The sequence below is a fragment of the Lysobacter sp. H23M47 genome (assembly GCF_015209765.1).
GTDB classification, from domain to species: Bacteria; Pseudomonadota; Gammaproteobacteria; order Xanthomonadales; family Xanthomonadaceae; genus Novilysobacter; species Novilysobacter avium.
In genome coordinates this window covers 708680-732765 of record NZ_CP063658.1, presented here as the reverse complement: position 1 = coordinate 732765, position 24086 = coordinate 708680, and the positions used below count along the sequence as shown (strand labels likewise).

The following is a 24086-nucleotide window of genomic DNA, read 5'->3' as shown; positions in this document are numbered from 1 at the left end:
TAACTGCGTAAAGCAGTAAAAAAAAGCCCCGCTTCGGCGGGGCTTTTTCCTGGGCGGCGTTCACTGGATTGCCGCGTGGACCGTCAGCGCGAGGACTCCACAAACGCGCCACGCTCCAGATCGAACCACGCCGTGCACAGGCGTTGCTGGCTCTCCACCACGGCAAACGAGGCACGCCACAGGTCGATGCCGGCGGCCTTCTCTCCCGCGCTGAAATCAGCTTCGGTGAAGGGCGCGACGCCCACGCACCAGCGCAGCCGGTCGCCTTCAAGCGACATCGGCAGTGCGAACTCGAAGCTGCCTTCGATGCTGGCCCCTGGGGCCACCTTGGCCGCCAACGGCGTCGGCGGAGAGGTCGGCGCCGGCGTCGGCAACGGCAAGACCTCATGGCTGAGTGTCACACCGCCCTGCTCGTCCACGGCGAAAAACGGCGCCGGCACCGCGCCCGCGGCGTGCTGGCGCGAGAGCACCGCGTGGCGATCGCCGCGATCAAACACGGCCAGCGGTGCATCGCTGGCGTTGTCGATCCGGTACGCCACCTTCAACAAACGCTCCGATGGCGAATAGTCGAAGCTGGCTTTCACAGCCGCGAGGGTTCCAGTGGCTTCGGTGCTGACGGCGCGGCTTGCAGACATTGAATCAGGCTCCGGAGCTTTCGAGGATGGGTCGACCACGCCAGCCGGTTGGGTCGGCCCCACGACACCCGATACTGCCGGCGTCGCTGCGCACGCACAACCCGCTGCCAACACGACCACTGCGGCGAGGGCCGCCGCAGTGGTCGATCGTGGCAGGGGTCGGCCGTTACGAAGATTGGTCATGCAGACTCCGCGTTTGGCCCGATCTTACAGGGTGTAATTTGGACGGTCCGGCAAGCCGAGCTCCTGGCGGAAACCGTTCTCGGTGAGATGGTGGGGATTGGCGGTGGTGGGCGGCGTGGACGGGTCACCGTCAAAGTCGAAAGCTGGAGCGCTGGTCTCCAGGCCAACCGCCTGGCGCTCCGCGTTCGGCACACTGCCCGAATCCGGGCCTTCGCCGCGATAGGTGCCCGGCTGGAACGTGCCGTTGACGCCGTTATAGGCGTGCGACATCTCGTGGTAAAGCACGCCGATCGGGGTCGGGAACGCGTCCATGTGGAAGCTCGGGTTGTAGCTGATGGTCACGTCACCGCCCGCTCCCGGGCGACCGTTGACGATGTCCGCGTCGCGGCTGAAGGTCTGGGCATAACCGTTCTGCTCACTGGCCAGCTCACGGATGGTGACGACGTTGCCCTTCTTCTCGGCCGCGGCGTCGAACTCGGCCAGCATCTTCTGTCCGACCGGCGAGGCACGCAGCATGTCCAGTTCGGCACCGATGCGCTGGGTGAAGGCGTCCGAGCCCTCGACCTTGATGGTCTGGCCCAGTGACGAGTCGATCTCCACGTTCACCACCGTATCGTTGGCTGCCGTGGCCGAATTGATCAGGTCACCGACGGAGTGCGCGTGGATGACATTGTCGCCGCCCGCGGTCTCGACCTGGTTTTTGCCGGAGCCGGTGTAGATCACGTCGTTGCCGGTGCCGCTGCGGATCACGTCGTCGCCGCGCCCGCCGGAAATGATGTTGTTGCCGTTGCCGCCGTGGATGACGTCGTTGCCCGCGCCGCCTTCGATGAAATTGTCGCCGGCGCCGCCGTGGATGGTGTCATCGCCATCGCCGCCGTGGATCACATCCACCGCGCCGCCGCCGTGGATGGTGTCATTGCCGCTGTTGCCGAAGATGTCGTTGCGGCCACCGGTGGTAATGATCGTGTCGTGACCGGCGCCGCCGTCGATGCGGTCATCGCCGGCGCCGGTCTGGATGAAGTCATTGCCATCGCCACCGTCGACCACGATGTTGACCTTGACGTTGGGCGCGACGCAGATCACGTCGTCACCGGCGCCGGCACGGATGGTCAGCTCCTGGCTTTCGCCCAGACGCATCTCGTACTGCTCGCCGTTGACGGTGACATCCAGCGTGCCATCGTCGCGCTGGCCGACATTGACGCGGTCATCGCCCGCGCCCGTGGTCAGCACCAGCTGGTCGCTGCTGACGTAGGTGCGGCCGTAGCCGGCGTCGGCCATCGTCTGCTCGCGGGTGATCTCGACCTGCTCACCCTTGTGGATCTCGGCGCGCTCTACGGTCTTGCCGTCCGGCGTGCTGTCCGGCGGCAACGGCTTGCCGCGCGAGCTGCCCTGGATCTCCACCGCATCGGCCGATTTGCGCTTTCCCTCGCCCACCGGGTCTGCCGTGGAGACGCAGGTCGGCGGCGCGGACTCCCGCGCGGCCGGATTGTTCCAGTAGTCGTTCGACTGCAGGCGGGGATCGGTGTGGGACTGGGTGGCGGACGGGTTGAGCGACAGGGACATGACAGGTACCGGTTCAGTGGACTTGCCCTATAGATACGCACTGGTACGGACGGCGCCAAGCTGGGGCGTACCCGAGGGCGATCCGCTGGCCAACCCGGAAATCGCCTCGAAGCGCCGGCAACACTGCCGTTGCTGCATCGCAGCAGCTGGACGGGTAAAATGGCCGGCTTTCCCGGCGTCGCCTCCGACGCCCTACCTCCTGGAGCAATCATGGGTCTGGACCACGTCACCACCGGCGACAATCCACCGGAAGAAATCAACGTAATCATCGAAATCCCGAAGGATGCCGAGCCGGTGAAGTACGAGGTCGACAAGGAATCGGGAGCGATTTTCGTCGACCGCATCCTGTCCACGCCGATGCGCTACCCGTGCAACTACGGCTACGTGCCCAACACCCTGTGCGGCGACGGCGATCCCGCCGACGTGATGGTCATCCTGCCGCTGCCGCTGATTCCCGGATCGGTCATCCGCTGCCGCCCGGTTGGCGTGCTCAACATGAGCGATGAGGCCGGCAAGGACGAGAAGATCCTCGCGGTGCCGGTCGCCGCGGTGTTCGCCGGTTACGCCCACATCCACGACATCGACCAGGTGAGCCCGCACTGGTGCGAGCGCATCGGCCACTTCTTCGAGCACTACAAGGATCTGGAGAAGGACAAGTGGGTCCGGCTGGACGGCTGGGGCAACGCCGCCGAGGCCAAGGCCGTGCTGGTGGATGCGATGAAGCGTCACCAGGCGGACGTAGAGGGCGCGCCTGCGCGCTGATCCGCGTCCTTCGAAAGTGGACGAAAGCCGCCGGACAGGCGGCTTTTTTGGTTGCAGCGCGCGAGGATACGGCGTGGCAAATCCGCGCGCCGCGCTGCCCAGTGGGAATGGCGCACAGAACCGGAACCGGAACCGGCGAGCCAGCCGCCTCGATCCCACCAATGAAAAACGGCCCCGTTACCGGGGCCGTTTTCCTTGTTACTCAACTGGTCAATGAACCGATCAGAAGTTCTGCTGGTACTTCAGGTACATGAAGCGACCGATGTCGTAGCCGCCGTAGTACGCGAAGTTCGAGTTGGGCTGGCTGTGCATGATCGGGCCGTAATGGCCGAACACGTTGTTCGCACCGATCGACACCTTCGCATTCCACGGAGCCTTCCAACCGACCTGAACGTCGTGGAACGTCGAGCCGCCTACGCGGTTGTACTTGACGATCTTGCCGTTGGTGTCCGGAGCCTGGTACTGCGGAATATTGCAGCGATCCAGATAGCAGTTGTCCTTCGTCCCGGAGTAGTAGCGCATGCCCCACGACGCACTGAAGTCACCCTGCGACCAGCTCAGGTTGGCGTTGGACCGCACGCGGAAGTTGCTACCAAATCCGTTGTACTGGGAGGGCACAACGTCAACGTCATCCGTCTGCCGCTGTTCGTACTTGCTGACGTAAGTGGACTGCCAGTTGAGGCCGAACCGACCGTAGTCCGTGTCCATCCGATACCCGACATCAAGGTCAAAACCTTCGGTCTCGGTGTAGCCGGCGTTACGCATGCCGTAGGTGAGGTCGGTGACAATTCCCAGCACCGGATCGCGGCTGAAGTTGTTGCAGCGCGACTCGATCCCGGCAATGTAGCAGTCACGCAGGATCTGGTTGGGGCTATCGGAAACCACCGTATCGGTGATCTTGATGTTCCACCAGTCCAGGCCAACGCTGAGGCCCTGCACGTAGTTCGGGCTGTATACAAATCCGATGGTCTTGGACTTGGCCAGCTCAGGCTGCAGGTTCGGGTTGGAGCCGCTGGTGAACGGCACCGGAGTCTGATCCGCTTCGCTGTCCACCGGGATGAAGCCCTGCTTCAACTGGCGGTAGTTCGCTGCAACGTCCTGCAGGCATCGTGCACTGCCGCGTGCGGCACCGTAGATGCTGTCGCACGGATCGCTGAAGTTCGTGGTGAAGGTCTGCGAACCGCCGCCGTACAGGTCACTGATGGTCGGGGCACGGAAGCCGTCAGCCCAGGTTCCGCGGACGAGCAGGTCGTCGAACGGACGCCACTTGAAGCCGAACTTGTTGTTGGTGGTGTCACCGAAACTGTCGTAGTCCGAATAGCGGCTTGCGACGTTGAGGGTGAGCTCCTTGGCAAACGCGACATCAGCCAGCACCGGAATGCTCAGCTCGCCGTAGAACTCGTCAAGCGTGTAGCGGCCGTAGGTGTTGCCGGACGCGAGGTTGGTCGAGTCACCAGTCTGTGCAATCGCGTCCGGTGAGAATCCGCCCTGTTCCTTGCGGGTCTCGTAGCCGATCGCAAAGCCAAGGTCGCCAGCGGGAAGCGTGAACAGCGAGCCCGCCAGGTTGGCGAAGTAGCTGTTGGTCTGCGTCGAGCCGGTGGCGTGCTCTTCCTTGAACAGGTAGCCGATCACGTTCGGGTCGTCGAGGGAGTTGGCGACCGCACCGGTGCCGAAGCCCGCAAACGGGTTCCATGGCACGCAACCGGCAATTTCGGCGCCGGGGGTGCCGCAAACGACATTGCCCTGACCATTGACAAACGACGGACCCACGGCATTGGCCACATTCGGGATGTAGAAGTTGCCGTTGTTCGTGGTGGTGAGGTTGGTCTCGTTGTACAGAGTGCCCACGTCCCAGTCGAAGTAACGATCGGCCAGCTGGAACGAACCTTCAATGGCTGCGGTGAAACGCCAGGTGGTCAGATCGCTCTGCGTGGTACGGGGGGTTTCCCAACCGCGGCGGCGCCAGTCGATATCGGTGCCTGGAACCGGGTTGAAGGCACTGTCGCCAGACATCGGCGTATCAAACGCCGCCGACTGCATCGGGTAGCCGGCAATCTGGCGGAACGAATCGCGCTGGTTGTAGGCCAGGTCGCTGGTGAAACGGATGTTGTCGGTGATTTCCCAGTTGGCGCTGGCGAACAGCGAGCGACGCTCCTGCGGGGTACGCAGATGCATCTGGTCCGAGGCGCGACTGGTGTCGGCCGAGGTCTGCGGATGGAAGTTACCGGCGCCGATGGCATTGCTGCCACGATCAGGCGCCATCCACTGTTCAGTGGCTTCGTCGTACCAGTTACCCCATTGGCCAACAGTAGTCAGGCTTGCGCTCGGATAGCCCGGACGCGTGTCCTCGGAGAACCAGCGATCCTTGGCCCAGACTTCGTCTTCCTGATGGTACTCGGCACCGATGGTGACCGAGCCGCGATCGCCGGAGAATCCGGTAACGAAGTCGTAGTTCTGGACCGTGCCGTCGCCCTGGCCGTACTGGCCGTAATAAGCATTGACTTCCGCGCCGTCGAAGTTGCTGCGGGTGATGATGTTGATCACGCCGGCAATCGCGTCGGAGCCATAAATCGAGGACGCGCCGTCCTTCAGGACCTCAATGCGCTCGACAACGGCGGACGGAATGGTGGAGACGTCCTGGTAGCCGCTGGTGCTGATGCCCAGGCGCTTGCCATTGATCAGTACCAGGGTGCGCTGGGCGCCCAGATTGCGCAGGTCGATGTACGAACCACCGGCTTCCTGGTTGGCGGTCAGCGGCGAGGCGCGGCTGAACGCAGGAGAACCGGCAGCAGAGATGTTCTGCAGGATGTCGGCGACCGAGCTGAAGCCCTGGTTCTCGATGTCTGCACGCGAAATCATCAGGACCGGCTGTGCGGTCTCGACGTCGACCTGGCGGATACGCGAGCCGGTGACTTCAATGCGGTCAAGGGTGGTGGCCTGGGAAGCCGGGGCTTCCTGTGCGCCGGCAATGGCCGGCACAAGTGCCACTGCGACAGCGGCCGGCAGCATGCCGAGACGCAGCGCGGGGCGCAGATTGCGGTAATTCATCGGGGTCTATCTCCAATAACGTTATGGGCGTGTTAAACGCCCCGAACACGCTACGACCCAAACCCCTTCGCTGCTTTGCCCTGGACGGTCTATGACTTTGCCGATCCTGCCCTCCCGGTGAGGGTGGCTGCTTTGCGGTAGCTGGTCGCCGAGGTCTGGTAACGCGCCCGGAACGCCCGGGCGAAGCTGCAGCAGTTGTCAAAGCCCGACGCGGCGGCGACCTCCCCCACCATCATCTGGCTGTCGCGCAGCATTTCGGCGGCCTGCTCCAGGCGCATCCGTGCCGATGCCGACTGCGGGCTTTCGCCGTACAGGCCATGGAAGGTCTTGGAGAAATACCAGCTGGAGAAGCTGGTCAGCTCCGCCAGTTCACTGATGCGCACGACCCGATCACGGTTGCCATAGAGGTACATGTGCGCGCGCTGAAGGCGTCCAAACACCTGGCGCTTGCGTCGGCGTGACCGACCCGGACACATGGGGATGTTGGCGCTCATCTCGCTCTGCATCGACGCCAGCTTCAGGAGCAACGGGCGCATGGCTCCGATCGTGGCTGCGGTGTTCAGCGTCGGTGCGGCCTCCAGACGACGGACGGCGGAGCGCCACAGATCGAGGAACATGCGCGCCTCATGCAGCTGCAGGTGGCCGCGGCCCGGATAGAGACCCGGCTCGGCCATTTCGCTGGCGGCCTGCAGCATCTCCGCCCCAAGTCCGAGTCCGATGCACACGCCATGGCGGTCGGACTGGATGCTGGGGCGGGAGTCGCGCTCGAAGGCGATCCAGTCGCCGCGGCGAAGGCGGAACTTGCCCTCCCGCGCTTCGACCCAGGAGCTACCGCGCACCTGGACCCAGATGGAATAGATGGTTGGCGGCAGTTGCAGGCTGCCCAGACGCGACGCGCCCATACAACGGACCTGTGCTTCGTTATCGGACGGCTCTACCTGCAACTGCTGACCGCGGTCAGCCCACACCAGACTTTCCATCTTGAACTCCTGGACAACGTGCCTAACAAGGCCGGCATGTTTGCCTGATCGGCCCGAAGAGTTCCGTGGGTTTGCAAAAACTTGCACGAAATTGTGCCGAATCAGCTGACGACAAAACTCCGAAAGCAATTTACCATTGAATTTCAATGGCTTGCTGAACGGCGAACGTCCTTCTATTCGGCCCCGTCCAGCGTGGCGAAGCCGATATCGCCGCCGTCGACCTCGGCCAGGGTGATGAACAACTGGCCGCTGCGCGGGTTGAATGTGAAGGCGCGGGTGGCGGCACGACGATCGGCGTCCAGGCAGACCTCCCGTCCGTCACCCCCACGGTCGTGAATCAACAGCGACTGGCAGCCGGGGGTACGCCTGACCAGATAGGTGCCACCGTCGCCGGCGGCCGCCCAGGCGTGTTGCCAGCGTGCCAGTCCTTCCTGCAACTGCACTGGCCGGATGCTTTCAGGTCGAAGATCGGGATCCGCCTGCCACAGGCCGGAATCGCCCAGGCGCGAGAAAATGACGCGGTCGCGCGGTGCATCCACCTGTATCCGGGTCACGTCGTCCACGCTGGCCAGCGGTGCATCCGGACGTTCCGGGTCAGCGAACAGGCTGAGGCGCAGCCGGCCGTCGCCGCGGTCGGCCAGGACCAGGAGGCGCTGATCCGGCCCGCCAGGGCCCGGGGCGAACGCCACCTGGACGGGTTCGCGGACCGGCACCGGCAGGCGGGTGATGCGGCCGCTGTCGGTAAACACCTCGAACACCCCGGGGTCTCCCGAGCCCGGCGGCGCCCCGCGCTGGCTGCCGACCAGCACGACGCGCTTGCTGTCGCTGGACCACGCAGCCGGCTGACGTGAGTCGGGCTGTATGCCTTCCAGCATCCGGAGCGATGCGGGGTCCTCGACATCGCCCCACCACAAGCCAAAGGGACCGGCGCGGTCGGAGGCAAACACCAGCTGGCGACCGTCAGGGGCGATCGACGGTACGCGGTCACGCCCTGACGAGGCGAAAAGGCGACCGCCTATCTGCTCGCCGGTGCCGCTGAAGCGATAGATGCCGAATCGGGCGTGGCGCAGAACGTAGGCGATGGACGCCACGTTACGGGCGACAGCGGGCTGCTCGGCATCCTCGACGCCGAGGTCGACGTGATTGCCGCTGGCGATATCGAAGTGGAAAAGATGACTGACGCCTTCGCTCCGCCGCGCATACACGAACCCGCTGTTGTCTGGGAGCCACTCCCAACCGAGGATCTCACCGCCCATCCGGGTCAGGCGTTCGGCGTTGCCCCCGGCGGCGGGAATGCGCCAGAAGTCAGCCAGTGGTGCATTGCGCAGGAATACGATCCACCGGCCATCCGGGGAGTAGCGCGGGGACGAGTCAAGGCGGTCGGGGTCGGCGTCGTACTCGATGGCGCGGAGTTCGCCGCTGGCCAGATCAAGCACCTGCAATCCGGGGCCGCTGCCGTGGTCCAGGATGAAACCATCGCCTTCGGGCGTCCAGCTGAAATCAGGCTGTCGGTCGGGATCACAGGTACCCACGGTGCGCTCACCGCGCCCCGTCGCGCGTACCACCATGAAACGACAGTCCTCGCCCGGCGTAATCCGCAGGAACGCGATGTCACGGCCTTCGGGCGACCACTGGGGGGAGGAGTCCTCGGCCATGCCTTCGGGGAAGGTCAACTGGCGCGGGGCGACCGGGGCGGTGGTCTGCATCATTATCGCGATGTTGCGCTGGCCCGGCGGGATGGCCATGTAGGCCACCAGCCCGCCGCCGGGACTGAGCGTGGGCGCCAGTTCGAATCCGGGCGCGGAGGTGATCAGGAACGGCTCGATCCGACCGGTGATCTGCGGTTGCGCATTTGCCGAATTCCGATCGACCGTTGGTGATGTCTGCCGGCCGGTCAGCCACCACACAGCGATAAGGGCCAATGCGAGTATCAGAAATGCCGCTGCCAGGAGCGGCCAGCCGCGCCATGCCGAGCGTGGCTGCGTCCTGTTTGCGGCACGCATCGCGTCGGGTCCAGTGCTTGGCGGTGCCTTCGCGGGGTCCGAAACAGTCGGTGTCGGCGGCTGCGGGGCCGGTACGTCCGATGGGTCATCTGCGACCACGACCGGCTCCACCGCCACCGGGTTCGGCGCGACAGACGGGTCGACCACCGGCTCCGCACCAGCCTTGTCGCCCGTTTCAACGGGGGAAGTCTGCTGGCCAGGGTTCTCAACGCTGGCGAGCAGCCGATAGCCGCCCTTGGCGATGGTCTCGATGTAACGCGGGTCGCTGCGCACTTCCTGGAAGGCCTTGCGCAACTGGGTCACCGCCTGGGTCAGCACGTCATCGCTGGGCAGGGTGTCCGGCCAGACCTGCTCCAGAAGCGTCTCGCGGCTGACCACCCGGTCCGCGCTGTCCACCAGCACCAGCAGCACCGCCATTGCCTTGGGCGTCACGCGGAACGGGCGCCGCGCGCCCGGCGCGTGGATTTCGCGCGACAGGACGTCGACCGTGCATTGACCAATGCGCAGTCTTTCAGGCGAGGGGGACGCGTCAGGCGGCAACATGAATACGCACGATTATCCGGGTGCGAAGCCAATTCACCATATGCCCAAAGTCCACTACCGGCAGGGTCGGCAAATCGGGGGGCTTCATCCGGCAAACGGTAACACCCGGCGCGCGCCGCCGTTTACGCGATGTGCGCATGCCGGACAACCGCCCTGCGCGATTGCCCGGCGCCCCGGTTACACCTTGGAGTAGATCTCCCCGCCGGCGGCACGGAACTCGGCTGCCTTCTCCGCCATGCCTTCGGCAATCTCCTGGCTGTCCCTATGCGCGTTGTCATCGTTGTCGGGGACGGAAGCCTTGCCGCCGAATTCGTTGCGCACGTCCTGGGTGATCTTCATCGAGCAGAAGCTTGGCCCGCACATGGAACAGAAGTGCGCGGACTTGTGGGCATCCTTGGGCAGGGTCTCGTCGTGGTACTCCGTCGCCCGATCCGGATCCAGACCGAGATTGAACTGGTCCTGCCAGCGAAACTCGAAGCGCGCCTTGGACAGCGCGTTGTCCCGCGCCTGCGCGCCGGGATGCCCCTTGGCCAGGTCGGCGGCGTGGGCGGCGATCTTGTAGGCCATCAGGCCCTCGCGCACGTCCTCCTTGTTCGGCAGGCCCAAGTGCTCCTTTGGCGTGACGTAGCAGAGCATCGCGCAGCCGTACCAGCCGATCATGGCCGCCCCGATGGCCGACGTGATGTGGTCGTAGCCGGGCGCGATGTCGGTGGTCAGCGGGCCCAGCGTATAGAACGGCGCCTCGCCGCACGACTCCAACTGCTTGTCCATGTTTTCCTTGATCAGGTGCATCGGCACGTGTCCGGGCCCCTCGACCATGGTCTGCACGTCGTGTTTCCAGGCGATCCGGGTCAGCTCGCCAAGGGTCTCGAGCTCGGCGAACTGGGCGGCGTCGTTGGCGTCGGCGATCGAACCGGGGCGCAGACCATCGCCGAGGCTGAAGGCCACGTCATAGGACTTCATGATGTCGCAGATGTCCTCGAAGTGCTCGTAGAGAAAGCTCTCCTTGTGGTGGGCCAGACACCACTTGGCCATGATCGAGCCGACACGGGAGACGATGCCAGTGACGCGTTTCGCGGTAAGGGTCACGTAGCGCAGCAGGACGCCGGCGTGGATGGTGAAGTAGTCCACGCCCTGCTCGGCCTGCTCGATGAGCGTGTCGCGGAAAATCTCCCAGGTGAGGTCCTCGGCGCGGCCGTCGACCTTCTCCAGCGCCTGGTAGATCGGCACAGTGCCGATCGGCACCGGCGAGTTGCGGATGATCCACTCGCGGGTCTCGTGGATGTGCTTGCCGGTGGACAGGTCCATGACGTTGTCGGCGCCCCAGCGGATCGCCCAGACCAGCTTCTCCACCTCCTCGGCAATGCCGGAGGACACCGCGGAATTGCCGATGTTGGCGTTGACCTTGGTCAGGAAGTTGCGGCCGATGATCATCGGCTCACTCTCGGGGTGGTTGATGTTGCACGGGATGATCGCGCGGCCGCGGGCGACCTCGTCGCGCACGAACTCCGGGGTGATCCGTTTCTGGATGTTGGCGCCGAAGCTGTGCCCGGGGTGCTGGTAAAGCAGGTGCGCCTCGGTGATCGCGTCCATCCGCTGGTTTTCGCGGATGGCGATGTATTCCATCTCCGGGGTGACCATGCCGCGGCGCGCATAGTGCATCTGGGTGACGTTGACGCCCGCAACCGCGCGGCGTGGCAGCGGACGGTTGCCGAAGCGGACCGCGTCCAGGCGGGCATCGTCTGCACGCACGCGGCCGAAGCTGGAGCTGAGCCCGGCCAGCACTTCGCTATCGCCGCGCTCGGCAACCCAGGGCGCGCGCAGCGGCGCGAGGCCGGCCGACAGGTCGATGCGCGCGTCGGGATCGGTGTAGGGGCCAGAGGTGTCGTAGATCGCCAGCGGCGCATTGTCCTCACCACCGAAAACGGTCGGCGTGCGTTCCAACACGACCTCGCGCATCGCCACGCGAAGGTCGGGGCGGGAGCCCGGGACGTGCACCTTCCGAGAGCCGGGCATGGGCCGGACCACGTCGGCGGAAAGTTGGTCGGCCTGTTGGACCAGCGCGCTGGAAGGCAGATGGTCGGTCGTCTGGGACACCGGCACGCCGGAGGGATTGGGGGACAGTGCAGTCATTGGGATTCTTCCGCTGAATGTGGCAGACCGCACGAGGCGGACTGATGCGAAGGGTTCGCAGGCACACAAAGCGGAGGCGCACGGACGCCAGGCGTCCGGCAAAGCTCCCTACGGCGGTATCAACCGCGTCAGGTTCGAAGGGTGTTTCTCAACCGCGCATTGGAACTGGCGCGCGGTACCCCCGCTTGTGGCCGCATTGGACCATGGACAGCCGCCAGCGACCACAGTCGCGCTCGATATGGCGCAATCCGACCCCTGGAAGCTGTCCGGACAAAGGCGCCGGAGACGCGGTTTTCCTTGCGTGTCGGGCGTCAGGGAGACCGCGCGGATAAAACAGTTGACATCTGCGTTCGCTGCGTGTTTAGGTCGATCCATGACGCAGCGCAGCATCCATCGCAGCAAGATCATGACGGCCCCGACCACGGCGCCCGCGCCTGCGGTCGGCCGCGGCAGCGCCGCGCTGACCACCGGTCTCCTCATTCTCGTAACCCTCCTTATTACCGTCCTTACAGGCGCGGGGTTCGGGTACGTGTAGACCACACAGACCCAGTAACAGGAACCGGACCCCGCGCCCCAAAAAGGCGCGGGGTTTTTCGTTTCAGGACTCCCGATTCCGTCCACCCACCCAGCCGGACCCGCCGGCAGCGAAAGGAAAGTCAACGTGAGAAGCAACGCCATCAAGTCAGGTCCCGCCCATGCCCCGGCCCGCGCGATGCTGCGCGCCACCGGCATGGACGATGCGGCGATCGCCAAGCCGCTGGTCGCCGTGGTGCACACGTGGACGGACGTATCGCCGTGCAACATCAACCTGCGCGACCTGGCGCGGCACGCCGCCGACGGCGTCCGAGAAGGCGGCGGTACGCCGGTCGAGTTCAACACCATCGCCGTCACCGACGGCATCGCGATGGGCAGCGACGGCATGCGGGCCTCGCTGGCCTCCCGCGAGACCATCGCCGACTCGATCGAACTGGCGGTGATGGGCCATTGCCTGGACGCGATGGTGCTGCTGGTGGGCTGCGACAAGACCCTGCCCGCAGCCGCGATGGCGGCGGCGCGGCTGGATATCCCGACGGTGATCCTCTACGGCGGCACGATCATGCCGGGCCAGTGCCCGACCGGCGAAAAGTCGCTGACGGTGCAGGACGTGTTCGAAGCGGTCGGCGCGCACGCGGCCGGCCACATCAACGACGCCGAGCTGGCGGATGTCGAGCGCCACGCCTGCCCCGGCGCTGGCGCCTGCGGCGGCCAGTTCACCGCCAACACGATGGCGATGGTGCTGACTTTCCTGGGCCTGTCGCCGCTGCAGCTCAACGACATCCCCGCCACGCATGGCGACAAGCCTGCCGCGGCGCACGCCTGCGGGCGAATGGTGATGGAGCAGTTGGGCCGGGGCGGTCCGCTGCCACGGCAGTTGCTGACCCCGGTCTCGCTGCGCAACGCCGCCCGCGCGGTCTCGGCTACGGCCGGTTCGACCAACTGCGCGATGCATCTACTGGCGATCGCCCACGAGGCCGGCGTGGCCTTCGACCTGGAGGAGTTCCAGCAGGCATCGGCGGTCCCGGTCATCGCCGACCTGAAACCCGGTGGACGCTATACCGCCGCGGAGCTGTTCACCTTCGGCGGTGTCGCCCTGGTGGCCGATGAGCTGCGCGCTGCCGGCCTGATCGAGGACATGCCCACCGTCACCGGCCGTAGTCTGTTCGAGGAGCTGGACGCGTTGCCGGCGGCCGCCGAGCAGGACGCGGTGCGGCCGGTGACCGATCCGATCAAGCCGACTGGAGGATTCTCGATCCTGTACGGCGACCTCGCCCCCGAAGGCTGCATCGTCAAGCTAGCCGGCCACGGCCAGAACCATTTCGAAGGCCCGGCGCGGGTGTTCAACTCCGAGGAGAGCTGCTTCGCCGCGGTCCAGGCGCGCAGGGTCAACGCCGGCGACGTGGTCGTGATCCGCTTCGAAGGCCCCGCCGGCGGCCCGGGCATGCGCGAGATGCTGGCGGTCACCGCCGCGCTGGTGGGCCAGGGCTTGAGCGATGACGTGGCCCTGATCACCGACGGCCGATTCAGTGGCGCGACGCGCGGCTTCATGGTCGGTCACGTGTCGCCCGAGGCGGCGCATGGCGGCCCCATCGCCAGGATCCGCGACGGCGACCGGATCAGCATCGACGTCACCACCCGACGCATCGACGTCGATGCGGACCTCGCCTCGCGGACCCCCGCGCGCATCGCCCCGCGCGTCACCACCGGCGTGCTCGCGAAGTACGCGCAGCTGGTCAGCTCGGCCTCGCTGGGCGCGGTCACCGCACCCGGCCCACTGAGCGGCCGCGGCATTCCGGCAACCCTCGTTGGCGCCGATACGGCCGCGAAGCCCGAAGCCGAACTGGCGACGACCTGAGTCCCGGCGCGAATCCGATCAACCCCCTCTCCCCTCCACCTCTCTTTTCCTCTCCAACCCACTCCACAGGAATCCCTCCCATGAGCAACACCGACCCCACCCCCCATCGTCCCCGAGTCGCCGTCATCGGTTATGGCAGCCAGGGCCGCGCGCACGCGCTCAACCTGCGCGACTCCGGCTTTGCCGTCACCGTAGGGCTGCGCCCGGGTGGCCCGACCTCGATCAAGGCCATGGCCGATGGCTTCCGCGTGAGCACGCCTGCCGACGCGGTCGCGGGCGCCGAAGTGGTCGCGGTGCTGACGCCCGACATGGTCCAGGCGGAGCTCTATACGAAGGTCATCGAGCCCAACATCACCCAGGGCGCGTGCCTGCTGTTCGCGCACGGCTTCAACGTGCACTACGGCCAGATCACGCCGCGTGCGGATCTGGACGTGGTGCTGGTGGCACCCAAGGGCCCGGGCGCGCTCGTGCGGCGCGAGTTCGAGATCGGCCGCGGCGTGCCTGCCGTCTACGCCGTCCATCAGGACCGCAGCGGCAGTGCGGAAAAGCTCGCGCTGGCGTACTGCGCCGGCATCGGCGGCGCGCGCCAGAACGCGATCAGGACCACCTTCAAGGAAGAGACCGAGACCGACCTGTTCGGCGAGCAGGCCGTGCTCTGCGGCGGCGCGACCAAGCTGGTCCAGACCGGCTTCGAGACCCTGGTGGAAGCGGGCTACCAGCCCGAAGTTGCCTATTACGAGTGTCTGCACGAGCTGAAGCTGATCGTCGACCTGTTCTACGAGGGTGGCGTCACCCGCATGCACGAGTTCATCAGCGAGACCGCGCAGTACGGCGCGCTGACCCGCGGCTCCTACGTGGTCGACGACAACACCCGCGCGCAGATGCGCAAGGTGCTGACGGAAATCCAGGACGGCACCTTTGCGCGGCAGTGGATCGCCGAGTACAAGTCCGGCAACGCCAACTACCAGGCCCTGAAGCAGGCCGACCTGGACCACCCGATCGAGGTGACCGGGCGCAAGCTGCGCGCGGCGATGCCGTGGCTGTGCGATGCACCGAAGGCGGATGCGGCGGCGTCCGCTAACGCTCCCAAGGCGGTGGACGAACGCGCCGAGCCGGCCTCGGCATGAACGGCGCGCGCTGGCTGGTGGAGGCACTGTCCGCGGAAAAGGTGGACACGCTGTTCGGCTATCCGGGTGGCGCGATCATGCCGTTCTACGACGCGTTGTACGGCTGCCCGCTGAAGCACGTGCTGGTACGCCACGAGCAGGGAGCGGCGTTCGCCGCCAACGGCTATGCCCGCGCCAGCGGCCGGGTTGGCGTGTGCATCGCCACCTCAGGCCCGGGCGCGACCAACCTGGTGACCGGCATCGCCGACGCGATGCTGGATTCGGTGCCGATGGTGGTGATCACCGGCCAGGTGGCCACCACGCTGATGGGTACCGACGCCTTCCAGGAAGTGGACGTGTTCGGCATGACCCTGCCGGTGGTGAAGCACAGCTTTATCCCGCGCAGCGTCGACCAGCTGCCCGAGGTGGTGCGCGAAGCGTTCCGGCTGGCCCGCAGCGGCCGGCCGGGACCGGTGCTGATCGACCTGCCCAAGGATGTGCAGCTGGCGACGGCGGCGCATTTGCCGGCCCACGTACCCGCTCCGGTGGACCCCAACCCGCCGGCAACCAACGTCGACCTGGTGACGGCCCTGGAGCTGCTGTCCAAGGCGCGCCGACCGGTCGTCTATGGCGGTGGCGGCATCGCCCTGGGGGATGCGGTGGCCGAGTTCCGCACCTTCGTGGAATCCATCCAGGTGCCCACGGTCTTGACCCTGCGCGGGCTGGGTGCCCTGCCCGACGCGCATCCGCTGAACCTGGGGATGCTGGGTATGCACGGCACCCGCGCGGCCAACATGGCGGTGCAGGAAGCCGATCTGCTGGTGGTGGTCGGCGCCCGTTTCGATGACCGAGCAACGGGGCGGCTGGACCAGTTCGCGCCGATCGCCAAGGTCATCCACCTGGACGTGGACCCGGCGGAGTTCAACAAGCTGCGCCATTGCGATGCGGTGCTGCATGGCGAGCTGCAGCACAGCCTCAACCAGCTGGCCACGGCCATGCCGGAATGTTCGACCTGGCGGACCACCTGCCAGTCGCGCAAACGCCAGTACGCCGCACGCTACGACGCCCCGACCGCCACCGTCTACGCGCCGGCGCTGCTGCGGCGGTTGTCGGAGTTGGCGCCGGCAGCGGTCGTCAGCTGCGATGTTGGGCAGCACCAGATGTGGGTCGCCCAGCACTGGGGCTTCAACGATCCACGCAAGCACCTGACCAGCGGCGGACTGGGTGCGATGGGCTTCGGCCTGCCCGCCGCGATCGGCGCGCAGATGGCCGATCCGCAGGCGCAGGTGTTCTGTGTCAGCGGGGACGGGTCGTTCCTGATGAACGTGCAGGAACTGGCGACCGTCGTGCGCTACCGGCTGCCAGTGAAGATCGTGCTGTTGGACAACCAGCGCCTGGGCATGGTCCGGCAGTGGCAGGAGCTGTTCTTCGAGCACCGCTACTCGGAGACCGACCTGTCGGACAACCCGGACTTCGTGGCGGTTGCCGAGGCGTTCGGGATCCAGGCGTTCGCGCTGGACCGCGCGGACGACTGCGAGTCGGCATTGCAGCGCTTGATCGCAGCACCCGGACCGGCCCTGCTGCACGTCTCCATCGACGCCCACGCCAACGTCTGGCCGCTGGTGCCACCCAACCACAACAACGCGCAGATGCTCCACGAATCAACGGCGCCGCGTTCGATCCCGGGCGCGAACGCCGCCGCAGCAGTCGCCAGCCACGCCTCGCCCGCCCACGCCGGCGTGGTCCACGTGCACGCAACCCCACCCCAATCAGCCCATCCGGAGAACGCACATGCGCTACCAGATTGACCTCATCCTGCGCCGCGCCGAGGGCGCACTGGCCCGGGTGATCGGCACCGCCGAGCGCCGCGGCTTCCAGACCGTCGGCGTCGATGGCGGACTCCAGCCCGATGGCGAGCACTGGCACCTGCGCATGAACGTGGAAGGCCAGCGCTGCGGCGACGGTCTGCAGGCCCAGCTGCACAAGCTGCACGACTGCCTCGCCGTGGAGGTCTCGCCATGTCGCTGAAAGACGCCGCGGGAAGCCCTGTGCTGAAACTGTGGTTCGACGGCGAGCTGGCACCCGCCGACGCGCCGCTGGCACCGCTGACCACGCACGCCCTGCACTACGGCAGCGGCGTGTTCGAGGGCATCCGCAGTTACCAGACCGTCGATGGCTCGTCGGCGGTGTTCCGCCTGCCCGACCACATGGAGCGGATGCGCAAGGGTTGCGAGCTGCTGGGCATCGACTTCGACATCCGGCAGGCGACGGAGGCGACCTTGCAGGTGCTGCGCGCGAACCGCCAGAGCGCGGCCTACATCCGGCCACTGGCGTGGTGCGGCACCGGTTCGATCGGCCTGGACGTCGCGCCGCTGAGCAAGCACCTGATGGTCGCCACCTTCGGCACCGTGGTGCATCTGTCGGGCAGCGCGGTGAAGCTGGGCGTGTCCTCGTGGCGCCGCAATCCGGCAACCTCGCTGCCGCCGCTGAAGCTGTGCGGGGCCTACGTCAACTCCATCCTGGCCAAGCACGAGGCCAAGACCCGCGGCTTCGACGAGGCCCTGTTCGTCGACGAGGCGGGCATGGTGGTGGAGTGCACAGGCGCCAACGTGTTCATGCTCAACGGCGACAAGCTGACCGCCGTCGACCACGCCGATGCGCTGCCAGGCATCACCCGCGACACGGTGATCGCGCTGACCGGCGCGGAGTCGCGGCCGGTCCCGCTGGAGGAGTTGCTGCAGGCCGACGAGGTCTTCGTCTGCGGCACCGCGGCGGAAATTACGCCGATCAACATCCTCAACGAGCACCGCTTCGCATCGGACAAACGCGGCCGGGAAATCGCCCAGCTTTACCGCGACGTGGTCAGTGGCGCGGACAGCATCCATCGCGTCTGGCTGACGGATGTAGGCCTGCCCCGTGACTGAGGCGATGGCCCTGGCAGGTGTGAATGCTTCCGCCGTGCTGGCCGCGCAGGCGCGCTTGCGGCCCTACCTGGCGGCGACGCCGTTGCACTATGCCGAGCGTTTCGGCTGCTGGTTGAAGCTGGAAAACCTGCAGCGGACCGGGTCCTACAAAGTGCGCGGGGCAATGAACGCGTTGCTCGCGATGCGTGAGCGTGGCGACCAGCGGCCGGTGATCGCCGCTTCGGCCGGTAACCACGCGCAGGGGCTGGCCTGGGCCGGCTACCGGCTGCGGGTGCCGGTCATTGCGGTGATGCCGGGCAACGCCCCGCAGACCAAGGTCGCCGGTGTCGCCCACTGGAGCGCGACCGTCCGGCTGCACGGCGATACCTACGACGAAGCCAAGGCGTTCGCCGCGGAGCTGGCGGAGCAGAACGACTACCGCTTGCTGTCGGCCTTCGACGACCCCGATGTCATCGCCGGCCAGGGCACGGTCGGCCTGGAAATGGCCGCGCTGGCTCCCGACGTCGTGCTGGTACCGATCGGTGGCGGCGGTCTGGCGTCGGGTGTTGCACTGGCGCTGAAATCCCAGGGCGTGCGCATCGTCGGCGCCCAGGTCGAAGGCGTCGACTCGATGGCGCGTGCGCTGCGCGGCGACTTCGAGCTGCGCGAGAGTGCCACCACCCTGGCCGACGGGGTCCGGGTCAAGGAGCCCGGCCTGCTGACCCGCGAGCTGCTGGCCGAGCTGCTGGACGACGTTGTCATCGTGCGCGAGGCCGAGCTGCGCGAGACGCTGGTGCGCTTGGCGCTGGAAGAACACGTCATCGCCGAAGGTGCCGGCGCGCTCGCCCTCGCCGCCGGTCGACGGGTCGCCGGACGCCGCAAATGCGCGGTCGTCTCCGGCGGCAACATCGACGCCAGCGTGCTGGCGCAACTGCTCGCCGACGTCCGCCCGCGCGCGCCGCGCCGGCCGCGTCGCCGCAGCCGCGACATCGCGCCGCCCACCCATACCTCCGCGGTCCGCCCCCTTTCTCCTGCCAGCACGGCCTCCGCGCCGTCCCGCCCCGTGGAGCAACCCACGCCGGCGCCCACTCCCGAGGTCATTCCAGCATGAGCACGCACGAACCCGACGTAGCCATTCCCGACGCCGCACACGACGAACACGCTCCTGCCGGGCATGCACCCGCCGAACACTCGTCTGCCGGGCACGTACGCATCTTCGACACGAGCCTGCGCGATGGCGAGCAGTCGCCGGGGTGCAGCATGACCGCGCCGCAGAAGCTGCGGTTCGCCCACGCGCTGGCCGACCTCGGCGTGGACGTGATCGAGGTCGGCTTCCCGGCCAGCTCGGAGGCGGAAGTCGAGGCCACCCGGCGGATCGTGCGGGAAGTGCGCGGCTCGACCCTGGCGGCGCTGGCGCGTTGCCACCCCGGCGACATCCAAGCCGGCGTGCGCGCGCTGGAAGGCGCGGAAGACGCGCGCATGCATGTGTTCCTGTCCACCAGTCCGCTGCACCGCGAGCACAAGCTCGGCTTGAAGAAAGAGCAGGTGATCGAACGCGCGGTGATGGGCGTGGAAATGGCAAGGCGTTATTTCGACGACGTCGAGTTCTCGGCCGAGGATGCGCTGCGCACCGAGCCCGAATTCCTGGTCGAGGTCTGCAGCGCGGCGATCGCCGCCGGCGCCACCACGCTCAACATTCCCGACACGGTCGGCTACACCACGCCGGCGGAGATCCGCTCGCTGTTCGAATACCTGCGCGCCCATGTCCGCGATGCGGACCGCGCGGTGTTCAGCGCCCACTGCCACAACGACCTGGGCCTGGCCGTGGCCAACAGCCTGGCCGCGATCGAAGGCGGCGCGCGTCAGGTCGAGTGCACCATCAACGGCATCGGCGAGCGGGCCGGCAACTGCGCGCTGGAAGAACTGGTGATGGCGCTGAACGTGCGCCGCAGCTACTTCAATGCGACCACGCGGATCGATACGCGCCGGCTGGTGCCGACCTCGCGCCTGCTGTCGCGGATCACCGGCATGCAGGTGCAGCGCAACAAGGCGATCGTCGGCCAGAACGCGTTTGCCCACGAGTCGGGCATCCACCAGCACGGCATGCTCAAGCACCGCGGCACCTACGAGATCATGCATCCGCAGGACGTGGGCTGGGAGCAGTCGCAGATGGTGATGGGTCGCCACAGCGGCCGCGCGGCCCTGAGCGACCGGTTGCAGACGCTGGGCCTGGCGCTGGACGACACCCGCCTGAATGAGGTCTTTGAAGCGTTCAAGGTGCTGGCGGGGAAGAAGCGCGAGGTCTTCGACGCCGACCTGGAGACGCTGGTGCTGGGCACCGACGCGCCGGTGCGGCGCGGCTTCCGACTGCTGCGCGTGCACGCTTCCACCGGCGTGGGTGAGGGCATGCTGCCGACCGCAAGCGTGCGCCTGGCCAGGCCGTGCGGCGCGGTCGCCGAAGAGGCTGCGGTCGGCGACGGGCCGGTGCACGCCCTGTTTGCGGCGCTGTCGCGGGCGGCGGACCTGCCGCTGGAGATCGACAGCTTCCAGATCTCCAGCATCACCGCCGGCGATGACGCCCAGGGCCAGGCCAGCGTGGTCGCGACCCTGTACGGCGTCGAGCACACCGGCTCGGGCACCAGCACCGACATCCTGGAGGCGTCCGCGCTGGCGTGGCTGGACATCGCCAACCGCATCCACCGGGCCGGCAGCAGCGCGCCTCGCACCCTGTTCGACAAGCTGTGGGACGGCCATCTGGTCGGCCCGGAGAGCGAGGCGTCACCGGCCGTTCTGTACATCGATCTGCACCTGATCCACGAGGTCACCACGCCGCAGGCCTTCACCGAGCTGGACGCGCGCGGCCTGAAGGTGCGCCGCCCGGAGTTGACCAAGGGCACGCTGGATCACTCCACCCCGACCCTGCCGCGCAACGCGGACGGCAGCCTGCCCTACGCGACGCCCGAGGCGGAGAACCAGGTCGCGACCCTGCGCGACAACGCGGCGCGCCACGGCATCGAGCTGTTCGATTTCGACAGCGACCATCGCGGCATCGTCCACGTGATCGGACCCGAACTGGGCCTGACCCAGCCCGGCATGACCGTGGTCTGCGGCGACAGCCACACCGCGACCCACGGCGCGTTCGGCGCGCTGGCCTTCGGCATCGGCACCAGCGAGGTCGGCCACGTGCTGGCCACCCAATGCCTGCTGCAACGCAAGCCGCGCACGCTGGCGATCACCATCGACGGCCAACTGGGCCCGTCGGTCACCGCCAAGGACCTGATCATGCACGTGATCGGGGTCATCGGCGTCAACGGCGGCACCGGCCATGTGATCGAGTACCGCGGCAGCGCCATCCAGGCCCTGTCGATGGATGAGCGGATGACGGTGTGCAACATGTCGATTGAAGCCGGCGCCCGCGCCGGCCTGATCGCCCCCGACGAGACCACCTTCGCGTTCCTGCGCGGCAAGCCGCGCGCACCGCAGGGCGAGGCGTTCAAACAGGCGGTCGCGCGCTGGCGCCAGCTGCGCAGCGACGAGGGCGCGCGCTTCGACCGTGAGGTCCGCATCGATGCGGCCGACATCCGGCCCACCGTGACCTGGGGCACCCACCCCGGCCAGGTGACCGCGATCGACATGCCGTTGCCCCCGCCCGGCAATGATGACGACAGCAAGGCACTGGCGTACATGGGCTTCGCCGGCGGCCAGCCCTTGGCCGGACAACCGGTAGACGTGGTGTTCATCGGCAGCTGCACCAATTCGCGGCTGGACGACCTGCGCCAGGCGGCAGGGATCCTGCGCGGCCGCAAGGTGCACCCGCGCGTGCGCATGCTGGTGGTGCCCGGTTCGGTGCAGATCAAGCGCGAGGCCGAAGCCGAGGGGATCGATCGGATCATTCTGGACGCGGGCGCCGAGTGGCGCGAGCCGGGATGCTCGATGTGCATCGCGATGAACGGTGACCTGGTCGCGCCCGGGCAACTGGCGGTGTCCACCAGCAACCGCAACTTCGAAGGCCGTCAGGGCCAGGGGGCGCGCACCGTGCTCGCCTCGCCGCTGACCGCCGCGGTGTGCGCCGTCCGCGGCGAGATTACCGATCCGGAGGCGTTCCTGCGCGGGCAGCACCCTTCGCCGGCAGCGGCCAATGCACCGCTCCGCAACGTCGTCGCGGAGGCCACGCCATGAGCGCCATCACCGAACTGCGCTCGCGCACGGTCGTCGTGCGCGAACGCAACATCGATACCGACCAGATCATCCCCGCGCGCTTTCTGACCACCACCGAGCGCAAGGGTCTGGGCCGGTTCGCCTTCCATGACTGGCGGCAGCGCGCCGACGGCGCGCCGGACCCAGCATTTCCCTTCAACGACCCGGCCAATGCGGATGCGCAGATCCTGGTCGCAGGCCGCAACTTCGGCTGCGGTTCATCGCGCGAACACGCGCCCTGGGCCCTGCTCGACCTCGGCCTGCGGGCAGTGATCAGCGCCCAGATCGCCGACATCTTCCGCAGCAACGCGCTCAAGAACGGCCTGCTCGCGATCGTCCTGCCCGACGCGGTGGTCGACGAACTGCTCGCCCGGCCGGGCATCGAGCTGCACATCGATGTCGCCAGAGGCACGGTCCGCCTGCCGGACGGGCGCGAGTTCGAGTTCCCGCTGGATGAATTCGCCCGCACCTGCCTGCTGGAAGGCGTCGACCAGCTCGGCTACCTGCTCAAGCAGGAACCCGCCATCGCCCGTTACGAGGAGTTGAACCATGCACGCTGAGATCGTTGTCCTGCCCGGTGACGGGATCGGCCCGGAAGTCACCGCCGCGGCGGTCGAGGTCCTGCACGCGGTCGCGTCCGCCTACGGCCACCGCTTCAACTTCCACGAGCACCTGATCGGCGGCGCCGCGATTGACACCACCGGCGAGGCCTTGCCGCAGAGCACGCTGGATGCCTGCCGCACCGCCGACGCCGTATTGCTGGGCGCCGTGGGCGGACCCAAGTGGTCCGATCCCAAGGCCGCGGTGCGGCCCGAGCAGGGCCTGCTGGCGCTGCGCAAGGCTCTGGCGCTGTACGCCAACCTGCGCCCGGTCAAACCGCACCCCGCCGCGCTGGGCGCCTCGCCGATCAAGCCACACCTGCTCAACGGCGTGGATCTGGTGGTGGTGCGGGAGCTGACCGGCGGGATCTACTTCGGGCGGAAACAACGCGCCAGCGACAGTGCCAGCGACCTGTGCGAGTACAGCGTGGGCGAAGTCGAGCGCGTCGTCCGCCGCGCCGGGCAGCTGGCCCGCCAGCGCCGCGGCCACCTGACATCGGTGGACAAGGCCAACGTGCTGGAAACCTCACGCCTGTGGCGGGAAGTCGCCACCCGGGTGGTCGCAGACGAATTCCCCGATGTGACCCTGGAGCACCAGCTGGTCGACTCGATGGCGATGCACCTGCTGTCGCGTCCGCGCGAGTACGACGTGATCGTGACCGAGAACATGTTTGGCGACATCCTCACCGACGAGGCCTCGATGCTGGCCGGTTCGATGGGCCTGCTGCCGTCGGCCTCGCTGGGCGACGGCAAGGCCGGGCTGTACGAGCCGATCCACGGCTCGGCACCCGACATCGCCGGTCGCGGCATCGCCAACCCGGTTGCGGCGATACTCAGTGCGGCGATGCTGCTGCGCCACTCGCTCGGGCTGGACGACGAGGCGGACTGCGTGGAGCAGGCGGTGTCGCAGGCACTGGACGCGGGTGCCTTCACCGCCGACATCCAGGGCGGTGGCGCAGCGATCGGCACCCGCGCCGCCACCGCGGCGGTGCTGGAAAACCTGCAGGTCCGCTGCTACGCCGTTTGTATGCGCGACTGA

Annotated in this window: 14 protein-coding genes, 3 pseudogenes and 1 riboswitch; of the genes and pseudogenes, 11 read left to right on the top strand and 6 right to left on the bottom strand. The window is 67.2% G+C overall.

Going from position 1 to position 24086, the window contains the following annotated elements:
• Nucleotides 1–83 precede the first annotated feature (83 nt).
• Nucleotides 84–635 carry a hypothetical protein gene (locus tag INQ43_RS03250; RefSeq protein WP_194037088.1) on the bottom strand — a complete coding sequence of 184 codons (552 nt, stop codon included), beginning with the start codon at nt 633–635 and terminating at the stop codon, nt 84–86.
• 207 nt (nt 636–842) lie between these two features.
• On the bottom strand, nt 843–2381 hold the full coding sequence (locus tag INQ43_RS03245; protein ID WP_194037087.1) for a M91 family zinc metallopeptidase: 1539 nt from the start codon (nt 2379–2381) through the stop codon (nt 843–845).
• A gap of 210 nt (nt 2382–2591) precedes the next feature.
• Here INQ43_RS03245 and ppa point away from each other — a divergent pair, with 210 nt between their 5' ends.
• Entirely contained in the window at nt 2592–3143 is a 552-nt protein-coding gene (gene ppa, locus INQ43_RS03240) for an inorganic diphosphatase (protein ID WP_194035073.1), read from the top strand.
• A gap of 222 nt (nt 3144–3365) precedes the next feature.
• Here ppa and INQ43_RS03235 read toward each other — a convergent pair whose 3' ends face one another.
• The 4 genes from INQ43_RS03235 to thiC all read right to left on the bottom strand — a co-directional run bounded on the left by INQ43_RS03235 (nt 3366) and on the right by thiC (nt 11850).
• Nucleotides 3366–6191: a TonB-dependent receptor gene (locus INQ43_RS03235; RefSeq protein ID WP_228062604.1), complete on the bottom strand. Its 2826-nt coding sequence runs from the start codon at nt 6189–6191 to the stop codon at nt 3366–3368.
• Nucleotides 6192–6280: 89 nt separating this feature from the next.
• A complete protein-coding gene (locus INQ43_RS03230) occupies nt 6281–7171 on the bottom strand; it encodes a helix-turn-helix domain-containing protein (RefSeq protein WP_194035072.1) in 891 nt (296 codons plus the stop codon).
• A gap of 173 nt (nt 7172–7344) precedes the next feature.
• Nucleotides 7345–9717 (bottom strand): winged helix-turn-helix domain-containing protein, encoded by a 2373-nt coding sequence (locus tag INQ43_RS03225; RefSeq protein WP_194035071.1) that lies wholly within the window; start codon nt 9715–9717, stop codon nt 7345–7347.
• A gap of 177 nt (nt 9718–9894) precedes the next feature.
• Nucleotides 9895–11850, bottom strand: a complete 1956-nt coding sequence (thiC, locus tag INQ43_RS03220; RefSeq protein ID WP_194037086.1) for a phosphomethylpyrimidine synthase ThiC — start codon at nt 11848–11850, stop codon at nt 9895–9897.
• Nucleotides 11851–11938: 88 nt separating this feature from the next.
• Nucleotides 11939–12043, bottom strand: a riboswitch (TPP riboswitch).
• Nucleotides 12044–12511: 468 nt separating this feature from the next.
• Between thiC and INQ43_RS03215 the strand changes: the two genes are divergently transcribed.
• The 10 genes and pseudogenes from INQ43_RS03215 to leuB all read left to right on the top strand — a co-directional run bounded on the left by INQ43_RS03215 (nt 12512) and on the right by leuB (nt 24086).
• The gene (locus tag INQ43_RS03215) at nt 12512–14242 is read left to right on the top strand and encodes a dihydroxy-acid dehydratase (RefSeq protein WP_194035069.1); all 1731 of its coding nucleotides are present in this window, start codon (nt 12512–12514) and stop codon (nt 14240–14242) included.
• Nucleotides 14243–14322: 80 nt separating this feature from the next.
• Complete coding sequence (ilvC, locus tag INQ43_RS03210) at nt 14323–15369, top strand: ketol-acid reductoisomerase (RefSeq protein ID WP_194035068.1); 1047 nt, start codon at nt 14323–14325, stop codon at nt 15367–15369.
• Nucleotides 15366–17003 (top strand): annotated as a pseudogene (ilvG, locus tag INQ43_RS03205) (acetolactate synthase 2 catalytic subunit); the annotation flags it as partial. The gene ilvC and the pseudogene ilvG, both read left to right, overlap by 4 nt.
• A 136-nt stretch (nt 17004–17139) precedes the next feature.
• The gene (locus INQ43_RS03200; protein ID WP_194035066.1) at nt 17140–17376 is read left to right on the top strand and encodes an ACT domain-containing protein; all 237 of its coding nucleotides are present in this window, start codon (nt 17140–17142) and stop codon (nt 17374–17376) included.
• Nucleotides 17367–18272, top strand: coding sequence for an aminotransferase class IV (locus INQ43_RS03195; protein ID WP_194037085.1), 906 nt, complete (start codon nt 17367–17369; stop codon nt 18270–18272). The genes INQ43_RS03200 and INQ43_RS03195 overlap by 10 nt, the downstream gene beginning before the upstream one ends.
• 4 nt (nt 18273–18276) lie before the next feature.
• A pseudogene (locus INQ43_RS03190) lies at nt 18277–19233 on the top strand (threonine dehydratase); the annotation flags it as partial.
• Nucleotides 19234–19463: 230 nt separating this feature from the next.
• Nucleotides 19464–20954: pseudogene (locus INQ43_RS12980) on the top strand (2-isopropylmalate synthase); the annotation flags it as partial.
• The gene (gene leuC, locus INQ43_RS12975; RefSeq protein ID WP_248285395.1) at nt 20946–22430 is read left to right on the top strand and encodes a 3-isopropylmalate dehydratase large subunit; all 1485 of its coding nucleotides are present in this window, start codon (nt 20946–20948) and stop codon (nt 22428–22430) included. The pseudogene INQ43_RS12980 and the gene leuC, both read left to right, overlap by 9 nt.
• Nucleotides 22427–23008, top strand: coding sequence for a 3-isopropylmalate dehydratase small subunit (leuD, locus tag INQ43_RS03180; protein ID WP_194035063.1), 582 nt, complete (start codon nt 22427–22429; stop codon nt 23006–23008). The genes leuC and leuD overlap by 4 nt, the downstream gene beginning before the upstream one ends.
• On the top strand, nt 22998–24086 hold the full coding sequence (gene leuB, locus INQ43_RS03175; RefSeq protein ID WP_194037082.1) for a 3-isopropylmalate dehydrogenase: 1089 nt from the start codon (nt 22998–23000) through the stop codon (nt 24084–24086). Before leuD ends, leuB begins: the two co-directional genes overlap by 11 nt.